The organism is Paenibacillus sp. FSL H8-0537 (assembly GCF_038051995.1).
Lineage (GTDB): Bacteria > Bacillota > Bacilli > Paenibacillales > Paenibacillaceae > Pristimantibacillus.
In genome coordinates this window covers 3,902,527-3,926,691 of sequence record NZ_CP150290.1, presented here as the reverse complement: position 1 = coordinate 3,926,691, position 24,165 = coordinate 3,902,527, and the positions used below count along the sequence as shown (strand labels likewise).

General features: G+C 50.8%; 14 protein-coding genes and 1 pseudogene. 11 read left to right on the top strand and 4 right to left on the bottom strand.

Features of this window, described 5'->3' with window-relative positions:
- Positions 1-30: 30 nt before the first annotated feature.
- The 7 genes from MHB80_RS16465 (at position 31) to MHB80_RS16435 (ending at position 17,538) form a co-directional block, all read left to right on the top strand.
- Positions 31-3,942: a hypothetical protein gene (locus MHB80_RS16465; protein WP_341278010.1), complete on the top strand. Its 3,912-nt coding sequence runs from the start codon at positions 31-33 to the stop codon at positions 3,940-3,942.
- A 140-nt stretch (positions 3,943-4,082) separates the two neighbouring features.
- Positions 4,083-4,643, top strand: coding sequence for a hypothetical protein (locus MHB80_RS16460; RefSeq protein ID WP_341278009.1), 561 nt, complete (start codon positions 4,083-4,085; stop codon positions 4,641-4,643).
- A gap of 35 nt (positions 4,644-4,678) precedes the next feature.
- Entirely contained in the window at positions 4,679-5,935 is a 1,257-nt protein-coding gene (locus MHB80_RS16455) for a hypothetical protein (RefSeq protein WP_341278008.1), read from the top strand.
- Positions 5,936-5,968: 33 nt separating this feature from the next.
- Positions 5,969-6,688 carry a hypothetical protein gene (locus MHB80_RS16450; RefSeq protein ID WP_341278007.1) on the top strand — a complete coding sequence of 240 codons (720 nt, stop codon included), beginning with the start codon at positions 5,969-5,971 and terminating at the stop codon, positions 6,686-6,688.
- 25 nt (positions 6,689-6,713) lie between these two features.
- Complete coding sequence (locus MHB80_RS16445) at positions 6,714-9,233, top strand: pentapeptide repeat-containing protein (protein WP_341278006.1); 2,520 nt, start codon at positions 6,714-6,716, stop codon at positions 9,231-9,233.
- 26 nt (positions 9,234-9,259) lie between these two features.
- A complete protein-coding gene (locus MHB80_RS16440) occupies positions 9,260-11,803 on the top strand; it encodes a hypothetical protein (RefSeq protein WP_341278005.1) in 2,544 nt (847 codons plus the stop codon).
- A gap of 23 nt (positions 11,804-11,826) precedes the next feature.
- Entirely contained in the window at positions 11,827-17,538 is a 5,712-nt protein-coding gene (locus tag MHB80_RS16435) for a type I polyketide synthase (RefSeq protein ID WP_341278004.1), read from the top strand.
- A 73-nt stretch (positions 17,539-17,611) separates the two neighbouring features.
- Here the strand turns inward: MHB80_RS16435 and MHB80_RS16430 are convergent, their stop codons facing one another.
- The 3 genes from MHB80_RS16430 to MHB80_RS16420 form a co-directional block, all read right to left on the bottom strand.
- The gene (locus MHB80_RS16430) at positions 17,612-17,977 is read right to left on the bottom strand and encodes a cupin domain-containing protein (protein WP_341283001.1); all 366 of its coding nucleotides are present in this window, start codon (positions 17,975-17,977) and stop codon (positions 17,612-17,614) included.
- Positions 17,978-18,091: 114 nt separating this feature from the next.
- Positions 18,092-18,919: an AraC family transcriptional regulator gene (locus MHB80_RS16425; protein WP_341278003.1), complete on the bottom strand. Its 828-nt coding sequence runs from the start codon at positions 18,917-18,919 to the stop codon at positions 18,092-18,094.
- A 252-nt stretch (positions 18,920-19,171) separates the two neighbouring features.
- Positions 19,172-19,594 (bottom strand): VOC family protein, encoded by a 423-nt coding sequence (locus MHB80_RS16420; RefSeq protein WP_341278002.1) that lies wholly within the window; start codon positions 19,592-19,594, stop codon positions 19,172-19,174.
- 397 nt (positions 19,595-19,991) lie between these two features.
- Between MHB80_RS16420 and MHB80_RS16415 the strand changes: the two genes are divergently transcribed.
- The 4 genes from MHB80_RS16415 (at position 19,992) to MHB80_RS16400 (ending at position 23,706) form a co-directional block, all read left to right on the top strand.
- Complete coding sequence (locus MHB80_RS16415) at positions 19,992-21,659, top strand: DUF6138 family protein (protein ID WP_341278001.1); 1,668 nt, start codon at positions 19,992-19,994, stop codon at positions 21,657-21,659.
- Between the two features lie 82 nt (positions 21,660-21,741).
- Positions 21,742-22,473: a hypothetical protein gene (locus tag MHB80_RS16410; RefSeq protein ID WP_341278000.1), complete on the top strand. Its 732-nt coding sequence runs from the start codon at positions 21,742-21,744 to the stop codon at positions 22,471-22,473.
- A 19-nt stretch (positions 22,474-22,492) separates the two neighbouring features.
- Positions 22,493-23,470: a hypothetical protein gene (locus MHB80_RS16405; protein ID WP_341277999.1), complete on the top strand. Its 978-nt coding sequence runs from the start codon at positions 22,493-22,495 to the stop codon at positions 23,468-23,470.
- Positions 23,471-23,487: 17 nt separating this feature from the next.
- A complete protein-coding gene (locus MHB80_RS16400; protein ID WP_341277998.1) occupies positions 23,488-23,706 on the top strand; it encodes a hypothetical protein in 219 nt (72 codons plus the stop codon).
- A 318-nt stretch (positions 23,707-24,024) separates the two neighbouring features.
- On the opposite strand, the pseudogene MHB80_RS16395 reads toward MHB80_RS16400, so the two are convergent.
- Positions 24,025-24,147: pseudogene (locus MHB80_RS16395) on the bottom strand (IS3 family transposase); the annotation flags it as partial.
- Positions 24,148-24,165 lie beyond the last annotated feature (18 nt).

Here is a 24,165-nt window from a genome sequence, read left to right as displayed (position 1 = left end):
ATAACTAATTTTTCAGAGGAGACTGAAGCCATGAACAAAACCCTGCACTTTGAGCTCGTATCTAATTCAATGGAGGTACCGCTCACCTTGCATATCGGGCAGAAAAAGTATGCGCTGAACAATCATACACCGCAAACGCTGCTCGATTCGACTAGGACCAATAGTGCGCTTGCACTAATACCTGAACAGCATAGACAGAAATTCACGCATTTTGTTGAAATATCCGAGTCTGTGTTCCAAAGTGATCGTTTAACCCGCATCCGCGTAACCTCTCCTGATGACGATCCGAATGTATACCTCCCCAAGCTGCATCATGTATCCTTTCACATTCCGAAAGTACACCGAGTCAATCACTTGAAGGGCAAGCTTGCCGCTAACCCGCTGCATTTGCATCCCAAGCTGACAAGTCTTGGTGTCGTCCAGCTTAACACTTCTGATGCCCTTCAGGTCAACCTTGATACAGAGGATCTGTTAAGTCCATGGGATATTGCAACGTCAATTTTGTTCCACTACCCGGAGCTCTCCTCCAATAAACCTTATACAGCGAATATCGTTTTGAACGATCACATCGCACCACCTCAAAATATTAATCCTACCCAATATAACCAAGTGTACAATCTAGCAACAATTCTAAGCAAACAGGGTCCTGCATCCTCAACAGGCGGCTGGGCTAAAATTACAAATTCAGTCGATCAAAACGGCACTCCCCTTACGTACGGCTATGACATGGGTACCCATAAAGCCGGGGATGCGATTCTCATATATAGCTGGTCAGATTTAACTGTCCAAAACGCAACCTCACCAATGACGGGCGCCATGCAAAGTGCCAGCAACGATAATTCGCTGCAAAATCAGACCTGGTCGGTCAATCAGGGCAAGACTGCCTATCAGCAGGATGGAGGCTCCACAACGAGCTCGCTGCAAAAATCGTTCTCAGCATCCCGTGCAACGCTCAAGGCTGTTGGGGATCCGTCGTTCAAATGGACAGTGAAAGAGGAGACTCCTCACCACGGCCTTAGCGTTTATTCCGATACGATTTCCTTTAGTGACAAAGGCAATTTTTCCATACAAGTGAAAAATACGTATTTGCGCACCTTGACTGCCTATGCGGAATTTTTCAATGAGAACGGGGATGCGATCGCCAACCCTTCAGGCTGGGTAGATCAATTGCCATCCGTGATTTCCGGCTGGTTTGAGACGGACAAGAAGAAATTTATCTCTAGCGTATCTGCCGTCAATACGATTCTTGGTATTCCGATGCCAACGGATCCGACGACGCTTTCGTTCGTTTTTCCAGAGGATGCTACGCAGCTAAAGCTGCTCTTTGGGGGTCTCGGCACCTCAAAATGGGATGGAGATGTCGATCCATCAGGCGCGATTCTTACAGGTATTTTTCAATACGGTATTCCTTCGATATTCCTAATCGCTGGTGCAGCCATTACGAGCACCAAGTGGTTCAAGGACTTCGTGTCTGAAACCGAAAATATTGTGGCCGCCCTTGCGGTTGCGTTTCCGATTGTCGGCGGTGGCGTTACAACGGCTGCAGCCTTAACCAATGTCAAGTCTGTACTAATTAGCTTCGCGGACGCTATGGCTGGAATCCTGCTTGCTAAAGGGCTGGAGAAGCTGGCGCTTTATATCACAGGCCAGATCACGGTCGCAGAGCTGGAGGACGAGGTGCCGTTTGTCGGCTGGGCGCTGCGGGCAGCCAACATGGCGATCGACTTTGCGGAAATGATGGTTACGACTGGAGAAGTTCTGTCCTCGCCAGCTACGCTGTCCATTGACATCTGTCGTACGATGGATCTGAATTTCAAGCTGCAGCCAGATCCAGCCCATGGAGAGGCGGGGCATCCGGAAACAGCGGTATGGCCAGCTGTATCTGACCATTATCAGGTTACCGTGCAGTACAAAGGGGGCACGAACTTCGTGCTGAGCGGCAAGATGCCGGCTACAACATCGAACACGCCGCTGCAACTGACCTATGCGGATATGCCTGTCGGCGGGAGCATCCAGATCACAGCCGGTATCTATTCGGCCAACGGCTGGCTCTGTGGCAAATACCAGAGTGAATGGATGGATGCTTTCCCGAGCAGCGGCTCCTCTTCCCTTTCTCTGAGTGCGGATATCACCGAAATTTTGGTGCCGCTTACTCAGGATACACAGTACAACTACAAAGAGAAAATCGTATACGACCAAAACTCGGGTAAGCATGTGTGGCATGCCGGTGATCTGCCGACGGCCACAATATCTAGTCTGGACTGCAGCAGCGGTGGCCATTATATTTGCAAACCGGTCGATATTACGCTGAATGACCAAGCTTACCAGATTGGCTATGTATGGAGCGCCTCGGGTCAGAGTTATATGGCTCAGAACGTCTCTGTGCTGGCTGATCCACAGTCACGCTACAAGTCGTCCGAGGTTCAACTTACGGTGCAGCCTTATATCGCCTATGACCAATTCGGCCTTCAGCCAGATGGTAGCGGACAGGAGACTGTTAGCCTGAACAACTTCATTCTCGATACCCGGAACAGCCAAATGAATTTGCGCCAGGTTAACTTGATGGACGGCCAAAGCGGATTTGGTTTGAATGACCCGAATTTGAAGAGCTGGGGACGATTTAACCTCTCTAATATCGACGCGATGGTCGTTCATCCGGATGGAGCGGTTATTGCCGTCAGCTGGAAAGACAGCAAGATGGAAATTCTTCAAATTCCAGACGCGCCGAGCGACGATGCGCATGCGCCTGACGCTCAGATGGTATCCGGGCTTGGGGTTCGCCAAGGGCTGCTGCAAGGGCCGAAATCGATTTCCGTAACGCCAGACGGCCGCGTACTGATTCTTGAAACGCTTAATAAGCGAATTCAATCCTTCGATACGAAAGGCAATCCGGTTTCCAGCTTCCTTGGTGATAAGCTGTTCACGCTTGAAGCTGCGGACTATGCATCAGACCTGGATAAAGGCGTATTCTCGGCTGCGCTGCAGCTTCAATTCCAGAATAATGGCCTGACACATATTTTCGATCTAGCTGAATCGCTAGCAGAGAATCTGGATCAAGATCAGCTTACAGACAGCATCATTAATGCCTTTGCTGCTCAAGGCGTAAATCTGACCTACGAAAGCGATCAAATGGGCAATCATGCAGTCAGCACATACATTACCGTGATCACGCCGGGTGAGGCATGGACCATTACTGACCCGAACAAGAATGCAGACTACAGCATTAAGAAAAACGATCTAGTTCTCAACGTATTTGATGTACTGAACAATGTAACCATTGATGTCCGCGCGAAGGGCAGCGTTTGGGTGGTAGAGGATTGGAACGGCGCGCAATCGTATTACATCTCCACCGATGCGGCGAGCAGCCAGACTCTTAATGTCAGTCGCTATTTGTCCTTCATGCTGCTTTATAATCCTGAAAACCGCACTGACATCACGTATTTGGACGTAGCGGTCGAAGCGAAAGGCTATCTCTACGTGCTTTCTTATGTAGCTGGAGGCAAGGAGCCAAGCGATTACTTTTTGGACATCTATAACCCGGACGGCACGTTCCTTGTCCGTACACCGGATTCGAAATTACAGCCGACGAGTCCGCAGTTTATCAGCGCAGCGAAGCTTGTCGTTGACGTATGGCGCAATGTCTATACGCTGAACTACGAGCCCATTATAGGCCCGAACAACATGACGGAACCATCGATCAGTCATTGGATTCCGACTCCACCGCTGTTCGATTTGCCGCTCAGCGACCAGCCGAACTTCGATAATGCCAATGTTGCGGCGGTTCAGGCTGCTTTCTCAGCTAACGGTATTACGCTGGCGAACCCGACTACAATCCAAACTATAAATTCAAGCGGCTACTGGAAGGTATCCGATTCGACACAGACATATGAGGTCATCCGCAGCGGCGCGAATCTGGAGGTCTATTCCATTCCAGTGGCTTAAGGAGCAGCCTTCGAATCAATAGCAGCCATGAAGGAATACAAGAGTATGTGATGCAGCTTAAGCGTCATACAAACCTACATTCTGTAGCTGTATGGCGCTGGAACTGCAATCCTAACAGGCGAGGAAAGGGAGGAACGAACATGGGCGATTTATTCAGCCAAACGCTGCAGCTTCTCGGTTTGTCCGAAGCGGATGCAAGCAAAGGCACACTTACAACAGGGGATAAGACAGGGCCAACCTATCTATCAACTCGGCCGGAATTTGAATCCGCACTGGCAGCCAAGAATATGACGGTTAAAAGTTTAGAGCAGCTGCAGTCGATAATCGGAACCAACGATTCAAGCAGCAGTGAGCTTGACATTCCTGAGCCGTGGCCAGCAAGCAAATCCGGCTTGAAGACCCAGGATCTTACCGAGCTGGATGAGCGGCAGCTTTATGACGCGCTTCGCGCCTGCCTGGCTGGCCGGCAAAACGAGGTGCAGAGCTACAGCGAAATTTTAAATGCACGGTACTTTCCAATGAATCTAAGCGCGTTCACTGCTCAGAATATTGTCGTCTCCGCTGGCAGCCCGCTTATTATTTCCCCTCAAGGACATGATCCAGTGTCGGTCACATGCGATACGCTGACGCTTGAGCAAGGCGGTCAAATCATTTGCGAAGCACCGGTTATTCTCACCTGCAATACGTTCATTAAAAACTAACGGGCACCCCCCGATAACCTAGGAGGAACTATACAATGCTGACTGCACAAGATATCCGCAATCAATTTATGGCGAAATTTAGTTTGACCGATGAGATTATTCAAAAAGGAACGCTTACAACGAGCGGAGGCGGCACGTACATCTCGGCTAATCCAAACCATGACACCGCGATTAAGCCTTTATATGTAACGATTGAATCGATTGATGATTTCAAGTCATTTGGTGGGAACTCCGACGAGCATTATGCGAGCAATCTGCTTCAAGAGCATCATGAAGCACTCGCTGAATGGGATGCAAGCAACAACCATAAGACTTACTCGGAGCTGTCTGTACTCGAAAAATCAGCCGTCTGCAATGCCTATCAGACTTATATCTACGGCAACTCAAACAATGTCCAATCTTATAAAGAGGTGCTGCAAAAGCATTTCTTCCCGGCACAGCTTGCTGTCTGCGCAGGGCAAGATGTTGTGGTCACACCAGGAAACCCACTTATTCTGGCTGGCGATGGCGACAATCCGATTACCTATAGCTTTAATACCATTACGATTCAACCGGGCGGGCAAATTATTAACCAAGCGAATGCCACTTTGCTTGTCGATACGCTTATTCAGGAAGAGGGCGGAGCCATGCTTGCGGATTCGCCGCCGACCAACAACTTTGTAAGCATCGGAGCTGACGGACAAAGCGGGGCTGTAGGCGGCAACGCTGGCAACGGAAATCCTGGTAGTCAGGGCAGTGCAGGCTCTGACGGTAAAAATTCCTGTGACATACAAGCAGGACAAGGCGGCACAGGTGGAACGGGTAATCCGGGAACGCAAGGCGGCAACGGCTCTCGCGGCTCTGACTCTCAAGTCGTTAAAGCTACTCTAACTGTTGTGCAAGGGCCGATCGTGCTCATGTCATGCGGTGGTAATGGCGGTGCTGGCGGCGTAGGCGGCAATGCCGGCGCTGGCGGTGTAGGCGGTAATGGCGGCAGCTCGACCTCCCATTGCTCAGCTGGCGCGCAAGGTAAAGGAGGTCAAGGCGGCAACGGTGCTAACGGCGGCAACGGCGGTGATTCGGGCAATGGCCAAAATATTTACTGTACGTATCAATCGCTAGGTCCTAATGGCTCTATCTCCCTTGGCGTTCCGACGAAAGGGCAAGGCGGGCAAGGCGGAGCGGCAGGCAATGGCGGCAACGGTGGACAAGGTAATCCGAACGGCGGCGGCGGTACAGCGGGATCACCAGGGGCAAATGGCAAAAACGGCACGAGCGGAACGGTCTATATCAACAACGTCCCTCAGCAATAATCGCTACTTATTATAGAAGGAGGTCAGCAGAACATGAGCGCAAGCTACGATATTGTCATTCAAGGCGCAACCGGAACCAATGGGGCGAATGGCACGCAAGGCGAGAGTGCGGCGACAAGCGGCAGCAACGGCATGAACGGGACGTACAACAAAAAGGACACACCGCATTGTACCAGTGCTACGAATGGTCAGCAGGGCCAGAATGCGCTAGTCTCGGGTCAAAATGGCGAGCAGGGCAGCGCAGGCGCCTCAGCCTCCGCTTTCTTTTTGAAGTGCCAATCCATTGTTTCTCAGAGCCCGATTACGATCTTTAGCGCAGGTGGTGCAGGCGGTAATGGCGGTAGTGGTGGCAACGGAGGCAATGGCAGCAATGGCGGCAACGCCGGCCAGCAGAATGCCAAATGCTCCAGCTCCATCCCCCCAGCAATGGGTGGAAATGGTGGCAACGGCAGTAACGGTGGAAGCGGGGGAAATGGCGGAAATGGCGGCAACGGCGGCGATATTACCATCCGTTATGTGAGCGCATCGCTTACCATCCCAGTTCTTGCCCAATCAAACGGTGCTATTGGCGGGCAAGGAGGCAGTGCGGGCTTTGCAGGGGTAGGCGGTGTAGGCGGCGCGAATGGAACCGCACCGGGGCAAAACCCGTCCAATGCCGTTAATGGCGCTTCCGGAACGAACGGAGCACCTGGCGTGAACGGGAATTCAGGAATTAACGGCAGCGTCTCCATCAAGGAAGTCAGTCAAATATAATTAACAATCGGCGGGGGGAATACGAATGTCCTCGACCATGATGACATTTATCGGAAAATGGATATTCAGCGATACAGCTGGAAGCACATCTATTAGCCTGGATGGCTCTACCTCTCAACTGGTGGCTGTCCAGGCTTCCGCCGTCTCTCCTGACCAGCGCTTCAACGCTTATGGAGATATCGGCACCGGATTTTGGCTCCAGGCCAATAATGGCAAATATGTTGTCTATGCTGGAAGCAGCTATGCGGCAACAGAGGATCGGAGCGGGGCTCCTGCACGGTTTATATTAGTTTCAAGCGGCGATGCTGTCTTGCTAGTCGAGCAAGTATCGGGCACACAGTATGACGTCAATATGAGCGGAGGCACGATTAGCAGAGTAGCGGTCGACAATCCGCCAGCGACGGCTTTATTCCATCAGCAGTCAATCACACCGGGGCTGGTGCAAATTCAGCAGGCCTCGGTTATACATTCGGCCGATTTGTCATGGGCGTATTTAGCTAAAGCTGACCTCAGCCAAATTGATTTTTCCGGCTCCAATCTTAGCGGTGCAAATTTAGACTCCTGCAACTTGTTTGAAGCGACATTCCAAGGACCAGATACGATTATTACGAATTCGAGCTTTGCGAGCGCGTCAATGAGCTACGCCATTCTGGATAAGTGTACGGCTTTGAACGTCGATTTCAGCAACGCCACTATGAAATTTGTGTCGCTTTCCGATGCGAGCCTAGCTGGCTGTGATTTTACATCTGCCAACCTGTCTAGTGCTTCTGTAGACGGTGTTGACCTGACAGGGGCATGCTTGGCAAGTGCAAACCTTTATGGTACGGTGCTCATTCATTCTAATCTGACGAAAGCCGACCTGACCGGTGCCAATCTGCTGCTGGCGAATCTGGACAGCATTCAAATTCCCGGTGCTACGTTGACGAATTCGACACTAAACAACCAGGATTTGACGACAGCGATCATCGATTCCCAAACGAACTTTACGGGGGCTATCATGCAAAAGGTTCGCCTCAACAATTGTTCTTTAAAGAACGTAACCTTCACGCATGCGGATTTGACGGGTGCGCTGCTGGATGGCAGCAATCTAATTGGCGCTGATCTCAGCTTCGCGACACTGACCAATGCTTCCCTGCAAAATGGAGTCGCCCTGTTCAGCGCTTCCTTATCCAATGCGACGCTGACTGGCGCAAACTTGACGGGTGCGCAGCTTGGAGCCAAGCAGGAAGCGTTTACGCTAAGCACCTCGCTCATCTCCGATTTGAACGGCGGCGCTGTCACATCTGCGATCAGTCAGGCTTTTCAGAATGCAGGGTATCCGCTTTCGAACGCCGCGACCATCACGGTCCGCATTCCGAGCCAGAACTGGGTCATCACCGATAACAATACGGTATATACCATTACGAACGGCGGAGCTGTGCTGAACGTATGGCTGTATGTATCAAGCAATGATGCTGCCGTTCTAGCGGGTGCCTATATGCCTAATGCCATTTTTACCGATGCGAACCTGTATGCGGTCAATATGTCGGGCGTCAATTGGTACGGAAACTCGGCAAAAGCGGATAACGCCGATCTGGAGGAAGCCGATCTCGCCAATGCCAATCTCGGCAGCATGGATTTCTCGCAGGCCCGGATGTACGGCTGCAATCTGGATTCAGCCAATCTAATTGGAACGACGATGAACGGCACGTATTTGACGCCATCGATTAACAAGAAGCAGGCTTCGCTGGCTTTTGCCAATATTCAAGGGGCAATCTTCCAGCAGGCACAGCTGCAGAATGCAGTATTAACGAATGCAGCGGTATCGCTAAACGAAGGCCCGTTCTTTACGCTGCCGTCATCGTATGCGGTCGATCTAGACAACCAGACGATATCTGCTGCGCTGCGCAGCCAGTTCCAAAGCAACCATTATCCGCTGGATCCGGCGGCGACTGTAACAGCTGTAACACTGGGCAGCAACTGGACGATTAAAAATGCTTCAAATCCGATTTATCCGATCTATTCAATTATCAAAATAGACGCGCAGTTATACGTATCCGGCGGTCCGATTGGTGTTCATTTGTTTAATTTGCCACAGTCCATGAGCAAAGAGCTTGATTTGAAAAATCTAGCCTCTGACATTCAGAACGCTTTCAGCAGCGCGGGATATCCGCTCGTCTCCACTGCAAGCATCGACCAAGTCATCATCCCGGGCAGCAAATGGCATTTGAGCAATATCAGCACGGGTACTTCTCAATTACAGCAGGGCTATGTGGAATTTTATATTATTGCAAACGCTGATCAAACGCTGCATGTATACGGATCGGTGCTGATGGTGATTCGTTCTGATGACACCCATACGATGGAACAGGTTCGAATCGTGCTCGCTGCGACACAGATGACTCAGGATGTTATGGACGGTACGACGACATGTCCTAATGGGCAAAAGCTGAAGCAGTATTTGAACCAGCAGCCTCCACAGCACATTACATGGGAGCAGATGATGACGGCTGCTGCGCCGCCTAAGCCGCCCGCATGTGTGCCAGACCCGTTTCATTGGTGCTGATAAACCTATATCAAGGAGGTTATTAAATGGCAAGTCAGGTCGGTCCATCACCAATGGATTATGCAGTTCTGCTTGCGGGGGCGCATCCGGAGCTGTCTTCGCCGGATCCGGCAGTTCAATCCGAGGTCAACAGTCATATCAACAGCCAAACCAATTTGCTTTATGAACTCGCGACAGCATTCAGCAAACAAGGTCCAGCTTCTCCTAACGGAGGCTGGGCCACAATCGAGCAGATCGGGAAGCTCGGCACGGAACCCGTTTATCAATATACGCTGTCATCTACGACTGCCGCGGCAACTGGTCCAATCATTGGAGGAACGCTTGTACTCGTCAAGCAGGACGCCAAATTGCTAAATAAGCTATGGTCGGTTCAGCAGGGCGTCGCCGGTTCTTATCAGCCTGTTATTCCGCCAGCTGCTGGTTTTCAGTGGACGGCGGACAATTTTCAACCGCAATGCGGCATTACGGTACAGGCAGTCAGCGCAGATCCTCAATCGAATCAATTCCAAATTGTGCTGCAAAATAGTTATCCGGCATTCTACAGTCTTTATGCGGAATTTCTCGATGCTTCCGGTGCAGTCATAGCGCCTGGCTCAGGGGAATGGACATCAAGGCTTCAGTCAGGCTCGCGGTTTGAAACTGCGACGAAGAAGTTTATTGGACTCGTGCCGCCCACACTCGGAATTGAAGGTATGCCTGCCACTGCCAAGCAGACGACGCAGTCATTTCACATTCCGCAAGCAGCAGTAACTGTCCGGCTTACCTTTGGAACATTGGGCGCGCTTGGGTGGAACAGCGTTACGAATCCGCTGCCATTTTTTTTCTCGGCCGTGCTCGGCTACGCTGTCCCTTGGATCATGAAGTCCGCTGGTGAGTATACTTCGGCAACAGCCGCATGGTATTACGAGTTGTTTAGCGACAGCGGAATTAGAATAGAATTGGAAAAGAACGCGGGGCTGCTGGCATCTGCTGCTTCAACGTCGGATGCAATCAATCTGCTCTGTACACAGACAGGCAAGCTGCTCTTTGGCGGCTCTCTGCCTAAGCTGCTCGCCGCATTGCGTCTCAAATACAAAGACGATGCGCTTATTCAGGCAGCGCAAAGCACATATTGGCCGCTAGCGGGCATGTTGTCTTCTCTGCAGAGCGGTGTAGTAAGCGGTGTGGTAGAGACGCTGTCTGTTCCTGCAACGTTTACGCAGACTTATAGCATGAATATGATCGCAGCTTCAACGGTTGAGGTATATCCGGACCCCGTCCACGGCGCTTGGCCGCTTTCGGCTGCTTCCTATACGATTAAGTGGGCAGGAAATGGCGATGTGCAAACAGTGAGCGGATCGATGAACGGCATATGGAGTGATCCGCTGTTGAAGTCGTCGTTTGCCAATGTACCACATAATGCTGCCATATCCGCGACGGCGTTCATTTACGATGCTTCTGGAAATGTAGTTGGGCAGGGCGAAGCAAGCGCAGTGGCATCCTCCATCCTCAGCATCGTTATTCAAGAAAATGTCCCGGCGGCGGCAGCGAAGGGCTACCAGCAAACGCTGGCGCTGGCCTTTAGCGATGAGGCAGGTTTCAATTGGCAGCCGGCAGCTGAGGAAGATCCCTCGACGATTGCAAGCCTGGACTGCAGCAATGTCGGAACCAATCTATGCCAACTGACAGGTCTATCATTTAATGCTGCTGCTTCGGCGCTTGTGTATGGCTGGCGGGCATCTGGCACAGCGTGCGCGCCATGCAGCGGCGGCGGGGCAGGGGCGCAAATGTACAGGCTTCAATCTATTTCAATTTCGTCATCGCCTGCCCGTTCGCTCAAGCCTGCATCCTGTGGTTTCTATACGATGACGACCATTGCAAATGGCCACAATTGCGATGATAATCTGTTTTTTGATACACGTACGGCGCCGTATGCGCTCAGGAACATCACACTCGGAGATGCTGGCGTTTTTCAGTTTCCTACAGAAACAAGCCGAGGTTATTTGACGCTTAGTACGGTGGATGATTTGACCGCTCATCCAGCTGGATTTGCGGCTGCAGTCAGCGCAGCCGCAAACATGCTGCAGATTGTGCAGCTAAGCGCACAGCCGGTTGCGGATAGCGCGGCACCGGGACCTTATTCGGTAGGTGGAATGGGGACACGACCCGGACTGCTGCAGCAGCCCGTAGCAGTCGCAGCTGCGCCTGACGGTACCCTCATCGTACTGGAGGCAGGGAACAAGCGGCTGCAGGCCTTCGACGTGTTCGGCAACAGCCAGAATTATTTCGCTATGTCCCCTATGCTGCCGCTTCGCCAGACGTCCGGTATTTCGTACATTGATCTGGATATCGATACGGATGGCAATATGTATGTGCTGTCCTATTCCGGAAGCGGCAATCAGGCAAGTCAGTATTTGCTTGACGTGTACAGCCCGCAGGGAGCGCTGCTTTCTTCAACGGAGGGTGTAAATGCAGCGAAAATTGCCGTAGATGAATGGCGGAATATATATGCACTCGACTATAGCCTATTGCAAGGGCCGCAGGGAGATACAAGTCCTGCCATTCGGGTATGGACGCCGATAACGACTTGAGGTTGGAAAGGAAGGCTATCACGATGTCTATGCAAAAGCATCAGCAGTTCGCGAAGGAGCAGACTCACACGAATGAGGAAGCCATTGCAATTATCGGCATGGGCTGTCGTTTTCCCGGCGGAGTGAATAGTCCGGAGGAGTTTTGGGAGCTGCTCAAAAATGGTACAGACGCGATCGTGGAGGTTCCGCCAGAGCGATGGAAAAACACGGATTTCTATCATCCCGACCGCGACAAGCCGGGTAAAATGGTAACGAGGCACGGCGGATTTATCGACGCCATCGACCGATTTGATCCAGAATTTTTCGGCATTTCCCCGCATGAAGCGCATCATATGGACCCACAGCAGCGTCATTTGCTGGAGGTTACATGGGAAGCGCTGGAGGATGGCGGGCAGCGCCCCGAGCTTCTTCGTGGCCGGGAGGTTGGTGTGTTCGTAGGGGCATTCGCGCTTGATTACCACGCGCTGCAATTCGGCGATCCATTTCAGCGGGACGCCGGGCCGTATACCGCCGCAAGCAGCATGACCACGATGATTTCGAACCGGATTTCATACATTTATGATTTTTGCGGCCCGTCCATGACCATTGATACAGCCTGCTCGTCTTCACTTGTTTCGCTGCATTTGGCTTGCGAAAGCCTGCGTAAGGGCGAGAGTGAACTTGCGGTTGCTGGTGGTGTTGTGCTGATTTTCACCCCGCAATATACGTTGGTAGAAAGCAGAGGCGGTTTTCTGTCGCCGGAAGGCCGATGCAAAACGTTTGACACCACTGCGGACGGCTATGTCCGGGGCGAAGGCGTTGGCATGCTAGTGCTGAAACGACTGGAGAATGCTATAGCTGATGGCGATCCGATTCAGGCGGTTATTATGGCAAGCAGCGTCAACCAGGATGGGCATACACCTAGCATTACCGTGCCCAGCTCCGCGGCGCAGGAGCGGCTGATTCGAAAAACGCTGGGCAAGGCGGGCATTTCTGCAGCAGACGTGCAATATGTTGAAGCGCATGGAACAGGCACGCCGGTAGGCGATCCAATCGAGGCGCGAGCCATTGCCGCAGCCTATGGAGAAGGGCGGGCGGAATCGGAGAAGCTGTTCATCGGTTCTTGTAAAACGAATATTGGCCATACCGAGGCAGCGGCAGGTGTAGCTGGCCTAATAAAAACGGTGCTTTGCCTTAAACACAAGCAAATTCCACCGAACCTGCATTTTAACAATCCTAATCCGAACATCAAGTTTGATGAATGGGGCATCCGCGTACCTGTCAAGCTTGAGCCGTGGCCTGCTCATGATGGGGATGCGATAGCAGCGGTTAATTCATTCGGCTATGGCGGCACGAATGCGCATGTAATTGTGCGGGAGCTGTCTGTTGGCGAAAAGGATAGTTTGCCGCAAGCTGCGAAGCAATTGCTAGCCGTTCAAGCTGGTAATCGCTACGATGGTGAGCTGCTTCAGACAGCGGCAAGCAACAATTTGGACACGATGGCAGCAGCCGATCCATCCGTTGTAATGGAGCAATCAGACGCAGTCGCACAGCGCTCGTATTTACTGCCGTTCTCGGTACGGCGAGCGGAGGGGCTGAAGCTGCTCAGTAAAAGCTACATAGAACTACTGAACGACCCTCGCTTAGTACTCGATGATCTGTGCTGGAGCATTGGTGAACGTCGTGAGCATCATGCTCACCGTCAAGCGAATGTAGCCAAAGACTCCAATAGTCTGGCGGAGCTTTTGGCTACAGCTGGCGCAGGAGGAGCGGCCAAGGGCGTCATCACCGGCATGAACAGGCCAGGCGAGAAGCCGAAGCTTGCTTTCGTCTTCTCAGGTATGGGTCCGCAGTGGTACGGCATGGGAAGGCAGCTGTTGAAGCTGGAGCCTGTGTTCCGAGAGGTAATGGAGCAGTGTGACCGCTTGTTTGCCGAAATGGCCGGCTGGTCGATGCTGGCCGAGCTCGCGAAGGATGAGGCAGAAAGTCTGATGGACGAAACTGAAATTTCAATGCCGATCAGCTGCGCACTCCAGATCGCATTGGCGAAGCTTTGGTGCTCATGGGGAATCGTGCCGGAGTCCATTGTAGGCCACAGTGCAGGCGAGGTTGCCGCATTTTATGCAGCGGGCGTTTATTCCTTAGAGCATGCGCTTCAAATTGTTTACCACCGCAGCCGTCTTCTGCAGCGCTTAAGCGGTAGGGGAGGCATGGCAGCTGTCGGCGCCAGCGAGGAGGAAGCGAAGAAGTTATTGGAGGGCTTTGAAGAAACCGTAAGCATTGCTGCCATTAACAGTCCTTCCTCGGTCACGCTTGCCGGAACGATTCAGTCCTTGGACGATGTTTTGGCCTTGGCAGCAGAACAAAAATTATTTAATCGTAAACTGAAGGTGCAAGCTCCTTTTCACAGCCATTTTATGAAGGAGATTGAAAGGGAGCTGCTGGGCAGTCTGGAAGGAATTCCGTCCCTAACAGCGTCCATCCCGCTTTATTCCAGCGTCACAGCTGAGCCTGTTGACGGGGCGTCTGTAGATGCTCATTATTGGTGGCGCAATGTGCGTGAACCCGTCCGCTTCGCACCAGCGATTGAACAAATGCTGCACAACGGCAGTACAGTTTTTGTGGAAATCGGAGCGCATCCTGTTCTTACTGGAGCATTGAATGAATGCTTTGGCGCTCGCCGGGCTTTGGCTGTTGCCTCCATCCGCCGCAAGGAAGACGAGCATGAAGCGATGCTGCTCTCGCTTGCCGAGCTTTACACTTGGGGGCTCGACCCGAATTGGCGCGCGCTTTATCCACATGCGCAGTGGACGAAGCTTCCGGCCTATCCATGGCGCAAGGAAGCCTACTGGCATGAACCGGAGGTTATTCGGCTCATTCGGCTCGGGCTGCGCGACCATCCGCTGCTCGGGCGTCCTTTGCTTGGCGCAGCGCAAGCCTGGGAGGGCGAGGTCTCGCTCATTCGCTTTCCCTATTTGCGAGATCATCGGGTGCTGGATCAGACGGTTTTCCCAGCAGCAGCCTACATTGAAGCGGCTATGGCGGCTGTTCAGCACACATTAGGCGGAAGCGGGTATGCGCTTGAGCAAATTGAATTGCACCGCAGTCTTACGCTGCCGCAGCCGTCTACCGTCATGCTTACTCAGCATTATCTTGACGTGGAGAACGGCACGTTCCAAATTTATTCGGCGGCGGATACGTCGGGAAGTGCCTATACGCTTCACGCATCTGGCCGTGTAAGACAGCTCCAGGCGGTTGCTCCATCGGCACAGCTGAATCCGAGGCTCGCGAGTCAAACGATGCATCGTACCGTGGATCACGAGCAGGCCTATCGCATTTTAAATCGTATGGGCTTCGATTATGGACCGATGTTTCAAGGCTTGCAAACCGTCTATGTCGGAATGGATGAGGCTTGGGCAGAAATCGAAATGGAGCTATCGGCGGCGGATTCGGAAGGCTACACCTTCCATCCACAGCTTATGGACTCCTGCTTTCAGGCACTGTTAGCCGCGGAATTTCCACTTGAAGGCGAGACGCCAAAAGAAGCGAGAGATGAGTTTCGTCTTCCGGTGCGAATCGGTGAAATTCGCTTCTATCGGAAGGCGAAAGGGAAATTATGGGCGCATAGTCGATTGACGGAGCGAAACGAGAAGATTACAAAGGGAAACCTGCGCATTTACGACGGAGAAGGATACTTGGTCGCCGAGTTTCTTGGCTTCGTCAAACAGGCGGTCGACGCGGGTGTAGGCAAAATCAGCAGTGCTCAATTGAAGCGCTGGTTCTATGAGCCACAGTGGCAGCTTGCACCTGATCTGAGCGATCCGCCGCTGCGTGTGACCAAGAAGGATGTTTGGGTGTTTCTTGCCGATGATAGCGGTGTTGCAGAGGCAGCAAGCACAATTTTGCGCCAACAGGATTTTGAGGCGGTCATCGTAAGAGCTGCTGCTCAGGGTGAATATCACTTCGTACCTGCTTTAAAAGGGAGTAGCCTACATCCTGGTACGAAGCAGCATTACGACAGCATGGTGAAGGATGCCCTACAGGCATTTGGGAGCCGTCTTCGCGGCATTGTACATGCCTGGAATTTAGATCTCCCTGAACCGGGGAGCGTACATTTGCCTGCGCTTGAAGCGGAAGGTGTGCAGGGCAGCACGTGCTGGAGCAGTCCATGGATGGATGGAAAAGATAGCTTTACGCAGTATAAAGCGTTGTCTCTCTACTCTATGCTTTATTCGGTGCAGAGCATATCCAGTCATTCTACTAAGGTGCGTCTGTGGACGCTGACACGTGGAGCACAGCTCGTCCATCGCGGGAATGAGCTTGCCGTTACAAAGCCGCCAGCAGTATTTCAAGCTGCAGCATGGGGACTTGGGCGATCGATTGCTCAGGAGTTTCGCGATTATTGGGGCGGCCTATGCGATATCGATCCTGATGCCACCGCTTTAGAAGCGGCGCAGCAGCTTGTTCGGGAGCTGGTCAGTGAGGAAGCGGGACGCGAGGATCAGCTGGCCTTTCGGGATGGTGAGCGCCATGTGCTTCGCCTCAACCAGGCATCTCGTATCCCGGGAACGTCACTTCCTCTGCGCTGCCGTGAGGACGGCGCCTATCTCATTACTGGCGCCTTCGGCTCGCTCGGCCAGAATGCCGCGCGCTTGCTTGTCAAGCGGGGCGCCAGAAGGCTGATTCTAATTGGACGAAATCCATTGCCGGAACGGCATGAATGGAAAGGCTATTTTGCGGAGCATTCCAATCATCTGACAAAGGCTGCGCAAGCAGAGCGGATTGCCTTCGTATTAGAGCTGGAAGCTGCTGGTGTATATGTGCAGAGCCTTTGTATCGACGTAACAGACCAACAGAGCTTAGCAGCCTTTATGGACAATTATACGAGCAGTGGTCATCCCCCCATACGAGGCGTTATTCATAGTGCAGGTGCTGTTCAAGATATGCTGCTGAGGCAAATGCCGGCACGGATTTTCGATGAAGCCTATGAACCGAAGGTTAAAGGGGCATGGTACCTGCATGAAGCCACACGCTCCGAGCCGCTGGAATTTTTCGTCATGTTCTCCTCCATTGCAGCACTGCTGCCGCCAGCAGGACAGGGGAATTATGCCGCAGGCAATGCGTTTATGGATGGACTGGCACACTATCGCCTCAGTCAAGGGCTGCCAGCCCTGAGCATTAACTGGGGACCGTGGTTGTCCGGTATGGTCACCAGACTCAACTTGGCAGCTCATTTTCAGGAAAATGGAATAGATTGCATACTCGACGGAGAAGGTGAGCGGCTGCTTGAGCATTTGATCGGTCAGCCGATTGCCCAAGTAGCGGTCCTCTCCGCAGAATGGAATGCAGTCCGCATGCTGTATCCTGACACGCCGCTGCTAAATCTGCTTGAGCAAAAAGCGCTTAGTGAAGGTCAGCAGCTCGAAGAAGCGATCAACTGGTCAGAGAAATTAACAACACTTGAGCCAGCAGGAAGAGCTGCTGCTGTATTGGCGCAGCTCACGGCAATTATAGCGGAACTGCTTCGTTACGAGGCGGAGTTTCTGGAAACGACGCGCAGCCTTCCGGAGCTTGGGCTTGATTCCATGATGGCCATTAAACTCCGCAATCGCATTACGAGCGAATTTGGCTGCGCGCCAATGGTGGGCGATCTTCTCAGCGGGAACACGGTTGAAATGCTAGCAGATGTGTTAGTCAGCTTATTGGAAGAGGAGCAGCAGGGTGTAGAGCAGAGTTTGGAAGCGAGTGTACTGTAATCGTGCTAACCCAAAAAAGTCGCCGTTTTGGCGACTTTTTTGGGTTTACCATAACACTTACTACAAACAAGCGCTAGATCCAAGTATCAACGGCTTCTGTTAATTCGGACTCCGTCACGGGAGTAGTTGCAACGCGTTTAGGCTCTACCAGCATGAGATGACATTCCTTAACAGCAGAAGGCTTCATCTCGATGCCTTTCGGGACAATATACATCTCACCCTGGGAAATTTTCACTTGACCATCACGAAAATCAAGGATCATCTCCCCTTCGAGTGCAATAAATACTTTATCGGTATCCTGATGGACGTGCCATTCATAGTCCCCAACAATTTTAAGAAGCTTAAATTGATAATCATTCATTTCACCAATGACCTTCAGTGACCATAAGTCGTTGAATTTAGCTAGCTTCTCTTTCAGATTAATAGATTGATACTGGATATGAATCCCTCCATAGCTTTATGGTTTTCAATATAATGTTCGACAACATGTACTCTTTGATTTGACATTATTATAGTAAATTCATTTTAATATTAAAATGGCTGCTTGATTAAATTAACATGGATTATTGATGAACCTCTCGCGATATTCAGTAGGTGAGCAACCAAGCTGTTTTTTGAACACTCTGCTAAAATAAAAAGGGTCTTCAATTCCAACCGTGTACGCAATTTGTTGCACAGGAGCATCACTTGTAAGTAGCATTTTTTGCGCCATATTGATGCGATATTTCAATACATATTCGGCTGGTCCCATACCTGCATGTCTTCTAAACACATAAGAAAGCCGATTTCGATTAACGTTATTTAGTTCTGCAAGCGATGTAATAGTTAAGCTTTGATCATAATTTTCTTGAATATAATGACATACCCGTTCAAATAGCGTATGAGAATTACAACTATTTTGCCTATTATCCACACATAATAAGGCTTCATTTAGCACATCGCGAAACAGCATCTCGGTCTGAAACATGGAAAGACCTCCGCGCTGATTATAAACATGCCACAGACGCATAATTAATTCAGTAAGACGGGGAGATTGACCCGTTAATAATTCAAAATGCTGATGTGATAAGCTTGATTTTTCTAGTTCATTGTCACATATTCGGTATAAAACGAGGATGTATTCCCAGTCCGTTTTATCAAACATTTTTTGGGCGAGTTTCATTTTTGCACCCCCATGTACAACTTTTCCTGGCGAAAAGACATAGGGGGTGTCATTAAATTGAAATTGTATTTTTCCCGAAAGCGGAAATACAAATCCAGGAAAAGAATCTGTATAGTCAGCGTGAGGCACACCTGGATTTCTAGCATACCGATATACTCCCTGTACTTGAAAGGGAGTGTGTGCCAGATGCTCTGCTAACTGATTAACGTCTATTTTCACATTACATACCTCATTAAAATTTCATTTATTATCAAAGGGGTCTACATAAGGATAAGCAAAAGCATAAGGATACGGGTTATCCTCAACCTTTACATTATTGATAGCTATTATCAATGTCAACCTCAATGAATAATAAAACGCTGAACTGCACGACATTTTAAAATCGCAAAAATACCCGCCTGCCGCTGCTTGGACGAACTCCAAACAGGGCAGGCGGGTATTTATATGCAAAGCCTTATGGAGGAGGCTCGATTAAATTTCTTCGTCGGATTGGTTGATGAGCCATTGAATGCCGAATTTGTCCTTCAGGCTGCCGTACCCTTTGCTCCAGAAGGTTTCCTGCAATTCCATCTCGACGGTGCCGCCTTCTTTGAGCTTGTTGAAGACTGACTGCAGTTCTTCAAGGTCCTTGCTGACGATGGAGAGGCTGATGTTCGTGCCTTCAACGAAAGGCATATCTGGAAACACATCGGAAAACATAACTAAACTGCCCATAATTTTCAGCCGTGTATGCATGACCAAAGGCTTCACTGCTTCTGGCATCTCAAAATCCGGATTTGGAGGAGAATCCCCGAATGTCATAATTTCAGGCTTGTCCGTTCCGAAAACCTCTGCATAAAACAATACCGCTTCACGACAGTTGCCATTAAAATTCAAATACGCCTGAACAGCCACTTACGTCACTCCTTCATAGGGTTGAGTTGGGGTTAAGCATGGTTAATTACGCTCCTATTGTATCATTAAACGGAGCTTGTTCAAACCTGCGAGTTGAGAGGTGCTGTCGAGGGATTTTCACCAAGGATTAGGAATTAAACCGTCCATAAGACTTATTGTTCTCAGCACCCACCACGGATAAAATAAGAGAATAATCTTCGTTTGCAGTCGACACTGAGAGCTTGCAGCCTGAAGCGTTTCATAGCTTGCCTCAAAGCCGGGCCCCCATAGCGGGTGCCCTTTCATTTTTTTTCAAAGCTGATGTGTTCAGGTTTAATGAAATCGGGTATTAATTGTTGGTATACATAACGGTTATTGCTTAACTTTTAAAAAGGAAAGTGGAAGGTGAGTATAGACGATGGAGGCAGCACAACGAGCGGAAATAGATGAGATGAAACGAGAGATTCACCAGTGGTTCGACCAATTGGAGAAGCAGGATGGAGCAGACGTGATCAAGCGCACCAAGCTGCAAGTAGGGGTTTTTGATTATGCACGAATAGACTGTACAGCTCAAAAGATAGACATTATCGACCATGATCTGGGCATCGGCTGGCCGGATGAAAAGGATAAACAGCCTGACCCGCATGCGCTGTTTACAGTGGAGCAAATCGAGACGCTTGTTAAGCCGCAGCTTGCGGAGGAGATTGAGGAGCGACTTAAATTGCTGGCGGCATCACCCGTTACGGATTACCGCTTTGCTTTTTGCGGGAAGTTCCGGGCTGTGGAAAGCGTCATAGAGCTCCCGCTTGTGGAATACGCGAATGAGGCGAAAAAGCAGGAGCTGCTGGGAAATATACAAGCTTATGTGGCGCAAAAGCTGGATGCGGGCAAGTTTCCGACAAAGCCGCTGGAGACATTTTTTCTGGCACGGCACTTGCTCAGTGAGCAGCTTTTTCCACAGCTGGACGGCGAATGGATCATTGCCAAATTCGAGAAAATTTTAGAGCTCAATAAATCTCGTAGAGAAGCGCTGCAGGAGCATCGCAGCAACATCATTATCATGCTGAAAGCCTGGGTGGAAAACCAATTGCTGCCGCCGTTTTTTACCATAGAGGAGGGCGAGGATGGACGGAAGCAGTATAAATTGAAGTCCGGGGCTGCTGCCGAGTCTGTACAGCCGGGGCTAATTACGCTGCTGCTTTATACGGCTGTCGCTATTCTTCGCTTCGAGCCGAGCTACAGCAAGCAGAGGGGACTTACCTTTATCGATTGTGCCCGTCAGCTCGGAAGCGACAAAGCAGCGCAGCTGCTTGAAGAAGGCAGCGGTGCTTATCCGCAGGAAGATAGCGACTATAGCGATGCTTATGTGCATTGCAAGGCGAATGATGTATTTTCGACGATAACGATCGTCATCAAGCAGGAGGAGCAGCAGAGCTACGCACGGGCGGTAGCGTTCATCATTCGGTTGCTTCAGCAGGGCTTCCCTAAAAGCTATAAGATCAAGCTTAAATCGAGCGTTAAGCAATATTTGCCGCTGAAAGGGCTGGCCAAATCGGATACGCACCGCTTCTTTGCGAATGTGCTTGCCTTTGAAGAGCTGCATCCGCTGCTGGAGCAGTATGCGCGCGAGGCAATGGAGGAGTTCGAATGGTACGGCGATGCGGAGGATGAAAAAAGCTGCATGCCGGGAAGCTATGCTGTTTTCGGTCTTGGCCTAGCCGCTCCCCGTTATTTTCCGCTTGCTCAGCAATATATGAAGCTGGTAGATGTGGAGCATCAATTGGTGCAAAATAGATTTACCGCCGAGTTTGCGGCCCGCTATGGCGTTAATGCAGATTCTATCGCAACGCTTGTTGTTTGCATGCTGAATAGCACGGAAGAGCTGAAGCTCAAAATCAAGCCGACTTTCGAAGAGGAAGGCAATCTGGCGCTGCTGCTGGAGCAAGTGAAGGGGAGGCAGGATTATGAAGTGGAGCATCTCATTTATTTGATCTGGGGCGGGACAGACAAGCTGAAAGCGGCAGCTCGCAAAACAAAAGACGTGCGCCAGCCCCTTATGGAGCAACTGCTGCAAGCCGCCTATTAATATAGCTCAAGCGCGAGCACAAGCGGGAGCAAATGAGCAATAAGCAGAGCGAAGCGCTTTTTATAAAAGGAGGGGCCTGCCCATGTATATCGTATCGCCTAATGGTTCGCCTATACCGGCCGAGAAGCTGCATCAGCTGGAACAAGAGCAGCAGTTGACGCTGCCTGAAGCGTATGTCCGCTTCTTGGTTCTTCACGGCCCAGGCACTTATCGCGGCTGGTTTAATATTGAAGTCCCTGATCCCGGTGTGCTGAAGCCGTTCGCGGAGGAGGAGTTTTGGGAGCATGATGCTGCCAGCCCGATTACGCAGCAGCAAATCGCCGAATGCGTGTCGATTGGCACGACGATTGACGGCGACTTTCTCGCGGTGCATCCGGCTGTAAAGGGCATCCTTTGGCTGCCGCGGCATTCGGAGATCATTGAGCTGTATGCCGAGGGTGCGCTTGAGCATGCCGACTATACGGAATTTCTTAATCAAATATATGGCGAAAAGCTAGCTCAGGAAGCGGCGGTTCCGGCTTATTTTGAGCCGTGGACCCAAATGCGGAAGCATCAATTTTTTCATTTTGACCCAGATAAGGCCGGATTCGAGCTGCCGGAGCTGGCACGTGAGTGCAAGGAAAGCTTTGAGCCGGATTTGCAGATTGAAAATGCCTATACATGCCTATTGTTTTTGCAAGGTCTGGGCGGGTATATCCGTTTCAATTATGCTTACCGGCTGGAGGTTGCCATTTTCTATGAGGAGGGGCAGGAGCCGCTCTTGCAACAAATAACCGCTTTTTTGAAAAATCATAATTGTAAATCGTTAATCTAATCGAAAAGGTGGGAGCGAAATGGAAACATTAAATCGATTCGTCTGGAACAGTCTGCCGAGCCAAGAGAAGGAAATTGTATTGAAAATGCTGCTGGATAAGCTTCCGGAAGGGTTTGAATATCAAGGGCTGAAGGCGTTCCAGCGTTATGGCAGCGGGCTCGAAACGGGTGTTTATGACTATGAGGGCTATAAGTTCGTTTATGCGCCGGGAGACAAGGTAACGCTGGGCTGGGAGCGTTGGGAGCAAGGCTTGGATGCCGCAACAGCTGAAGATTTTCAAGAGACGATGAACGAATATGGTGTTGAGGATCGGGATGCGTTTATCCGCGATCAAATGTCGCCGGTCCGCGAGGCGGAAATTGGCGCTTTGCTCGTGGAATGCGAGACGCATTCGCTAGGCTGGTACGAGGTAGAGCTCGATGACGAGGATTTGGCCGAGGATGAGGATTTTCAGGAGGAATTGGAAAAATTCAAGCTCAGCACCTATTCAGAATACGAGCGTCATCAAAATTTTCGCTTCGTACGCGAAGGGGAGGACATCCTCGCTTATTTGTTTAATGATGAGCTGGACGCGGATATCGTCGCTGAGCAAATCGAGCAATCCGGCTTTAGCCTGCCTACGGAGGATGAGTGGGAATATCTTTACGGCGGCGGCTGCCGGACGTTGTATCCTTGGGGCGACAGCTTTGATTATGGGCTGAACCTCAGGCATTTTGAGGAGCTGGCAGAAGGCGAGAGAGGACCTTATGATTTGGAGCTGCCGAATGCGTTCGGTGTTTGCTTCTCGGGAGATCCTTACCAGTATGAAATGACGCTGAAGGATAAGGAGTTTTTTCCGAAGGGCGGAGATGGCGGCAGCTTGGTATGCGGAGGAACAGGACCGGTTGTAGGCTATTTGCCAGCGACAGCGGTCTACTATCGCGATCCTAATGTGTTTGAGCTGGACTTCGCGGATATAGTCGGCAATTTGCGCTTTAGACGCATTATCCGGTTGTAAAAGGGAGGGTGAGCAGCGTGGGATGGTTCGGGTTCGGATTTAATCGAAAAAGAGGATCGAAGCAGCTCCGGCAGCAGCAGGTTGCTTCGCCCGAAAAGGATGACCCGCAGCTCAGAAGCACAGCGCTGCTGGAGCTGAGCAGACGACTTGCCTTCGGGCAGTCGCAGATCGTGGACGAAGTTTCTGAGGCTATGCTGCATGAAGAGGATTATTTTGTGCGCTGGTTCTGCCAGTGAGGTGATGCGTACCGCGCATGCAGTGAATAGATGAGTTGTGTCAGTAGGGCTCAAGAATGTTGGCTGGTACTCTGTTCAATTTCCACTACTAAAGCAGGAAAATAGTTTAACTATCCAGAAAATACAAACAATAATGTTTCTTTAATCTTGGTCAAGAGTACTCAATAACTATTGAATCCAATGTTCTGGTAGAATCATTTTGTATCTTTTTCCCTGAAAGCATGGTTGAAGAGGTTTATCGAAATATGGTGACCACTAATGAGCAACTACTAGATAATGTACCTCTGTCAATAGAGTAGACACAAAAAACCGAGAGTCTTAAGCAGCCTTTCGGTACATACGTTCGCATTCATTGGGAGTGAGATACCCGATGGTCGAGTGAATACGTTTGTCATTGTAAAAACAGAGAATGTACTCAAGGATGCTGCTGTCTTGATACGCAAAGTAATGAACTAGGCT

What these genes read in the sequence shown, in the direction of transcription:
- MHB80_RS16465 (WP_341278010.1), top strand. Translation starts at nt 31, where the DNA reads ATGAACAAAACCCTGCACTTTGAGCTCGTATCTAATTCAATGGAGGTA.
- MHB80_RS16460 (WP_341278009.1), top strand. Translation starts at nt 4,083, where the DNA reads ATGGGCGATTTATTCAGCCAAACGCTGCAGCTTCTCGGTTTGTCCGAA.
- MHB80_RS16455 (WP_341278008.1), top strand. Translation starts at nt 4,679, where the DNA reads ATGCTGACTGCACAAGATATCCGCAATCAATTTATGGCGAAATTTAGT.
- MHB80_RS16450 (WP_341278007.1), top strand. Translation starts at nt 5,969, where the DNA reads ATGAGCGCAAGCTACGATATTGTCATTCAAGGCGCAACCGGAACCAAT.
- MHB80_RS16445 (WP_341278006.1), top strand. Translation starts at nt 6,714, where the DNA reads ATGTCCTCGACCATGATGACATTTATCGGAAAATGGATATTCAGCGAT.
- MHB80_RS16440 (WP_341278005.1), top strand. Translation starts at nt 9,260, where the DNA reads ATGGCAAGTCAGGTCGGTCCATCACCAATGGATTATGCAGTTCTGCTT.
- MHB80_RS16435 (WP_341278004.1), top strand. Translation starts at nt 11,827, where the DNA reads ATGTCTATGCAAAAGCATCAGCAGTTCGCGAAGGAGCAGACTCACACG.
- MHB80_RS16415 (WP_341278001.1), top strand. Translation starts at nt 19,992, where the DNA reads ATGGAGGCAGCACAACGAGCGGAAATAGATGAGATGAAACGAGAGATT.
- MHB80_RS16410 (WP_341278000.1), top strand. Translation starts at nt 21,742, where the DNA reads ATGTATATCGTATCGCCTAATGGTTCGCCTATACCGGCCGAGAAGCTG.
- MHB80_RS16405 (WP_341277999.1), top strand. Translation starts at nt 22,493, where the DNA reads ATGGAAACATTAAATCGATTCGTCTGGAACAGTCTGCCGAGCCAAGAG.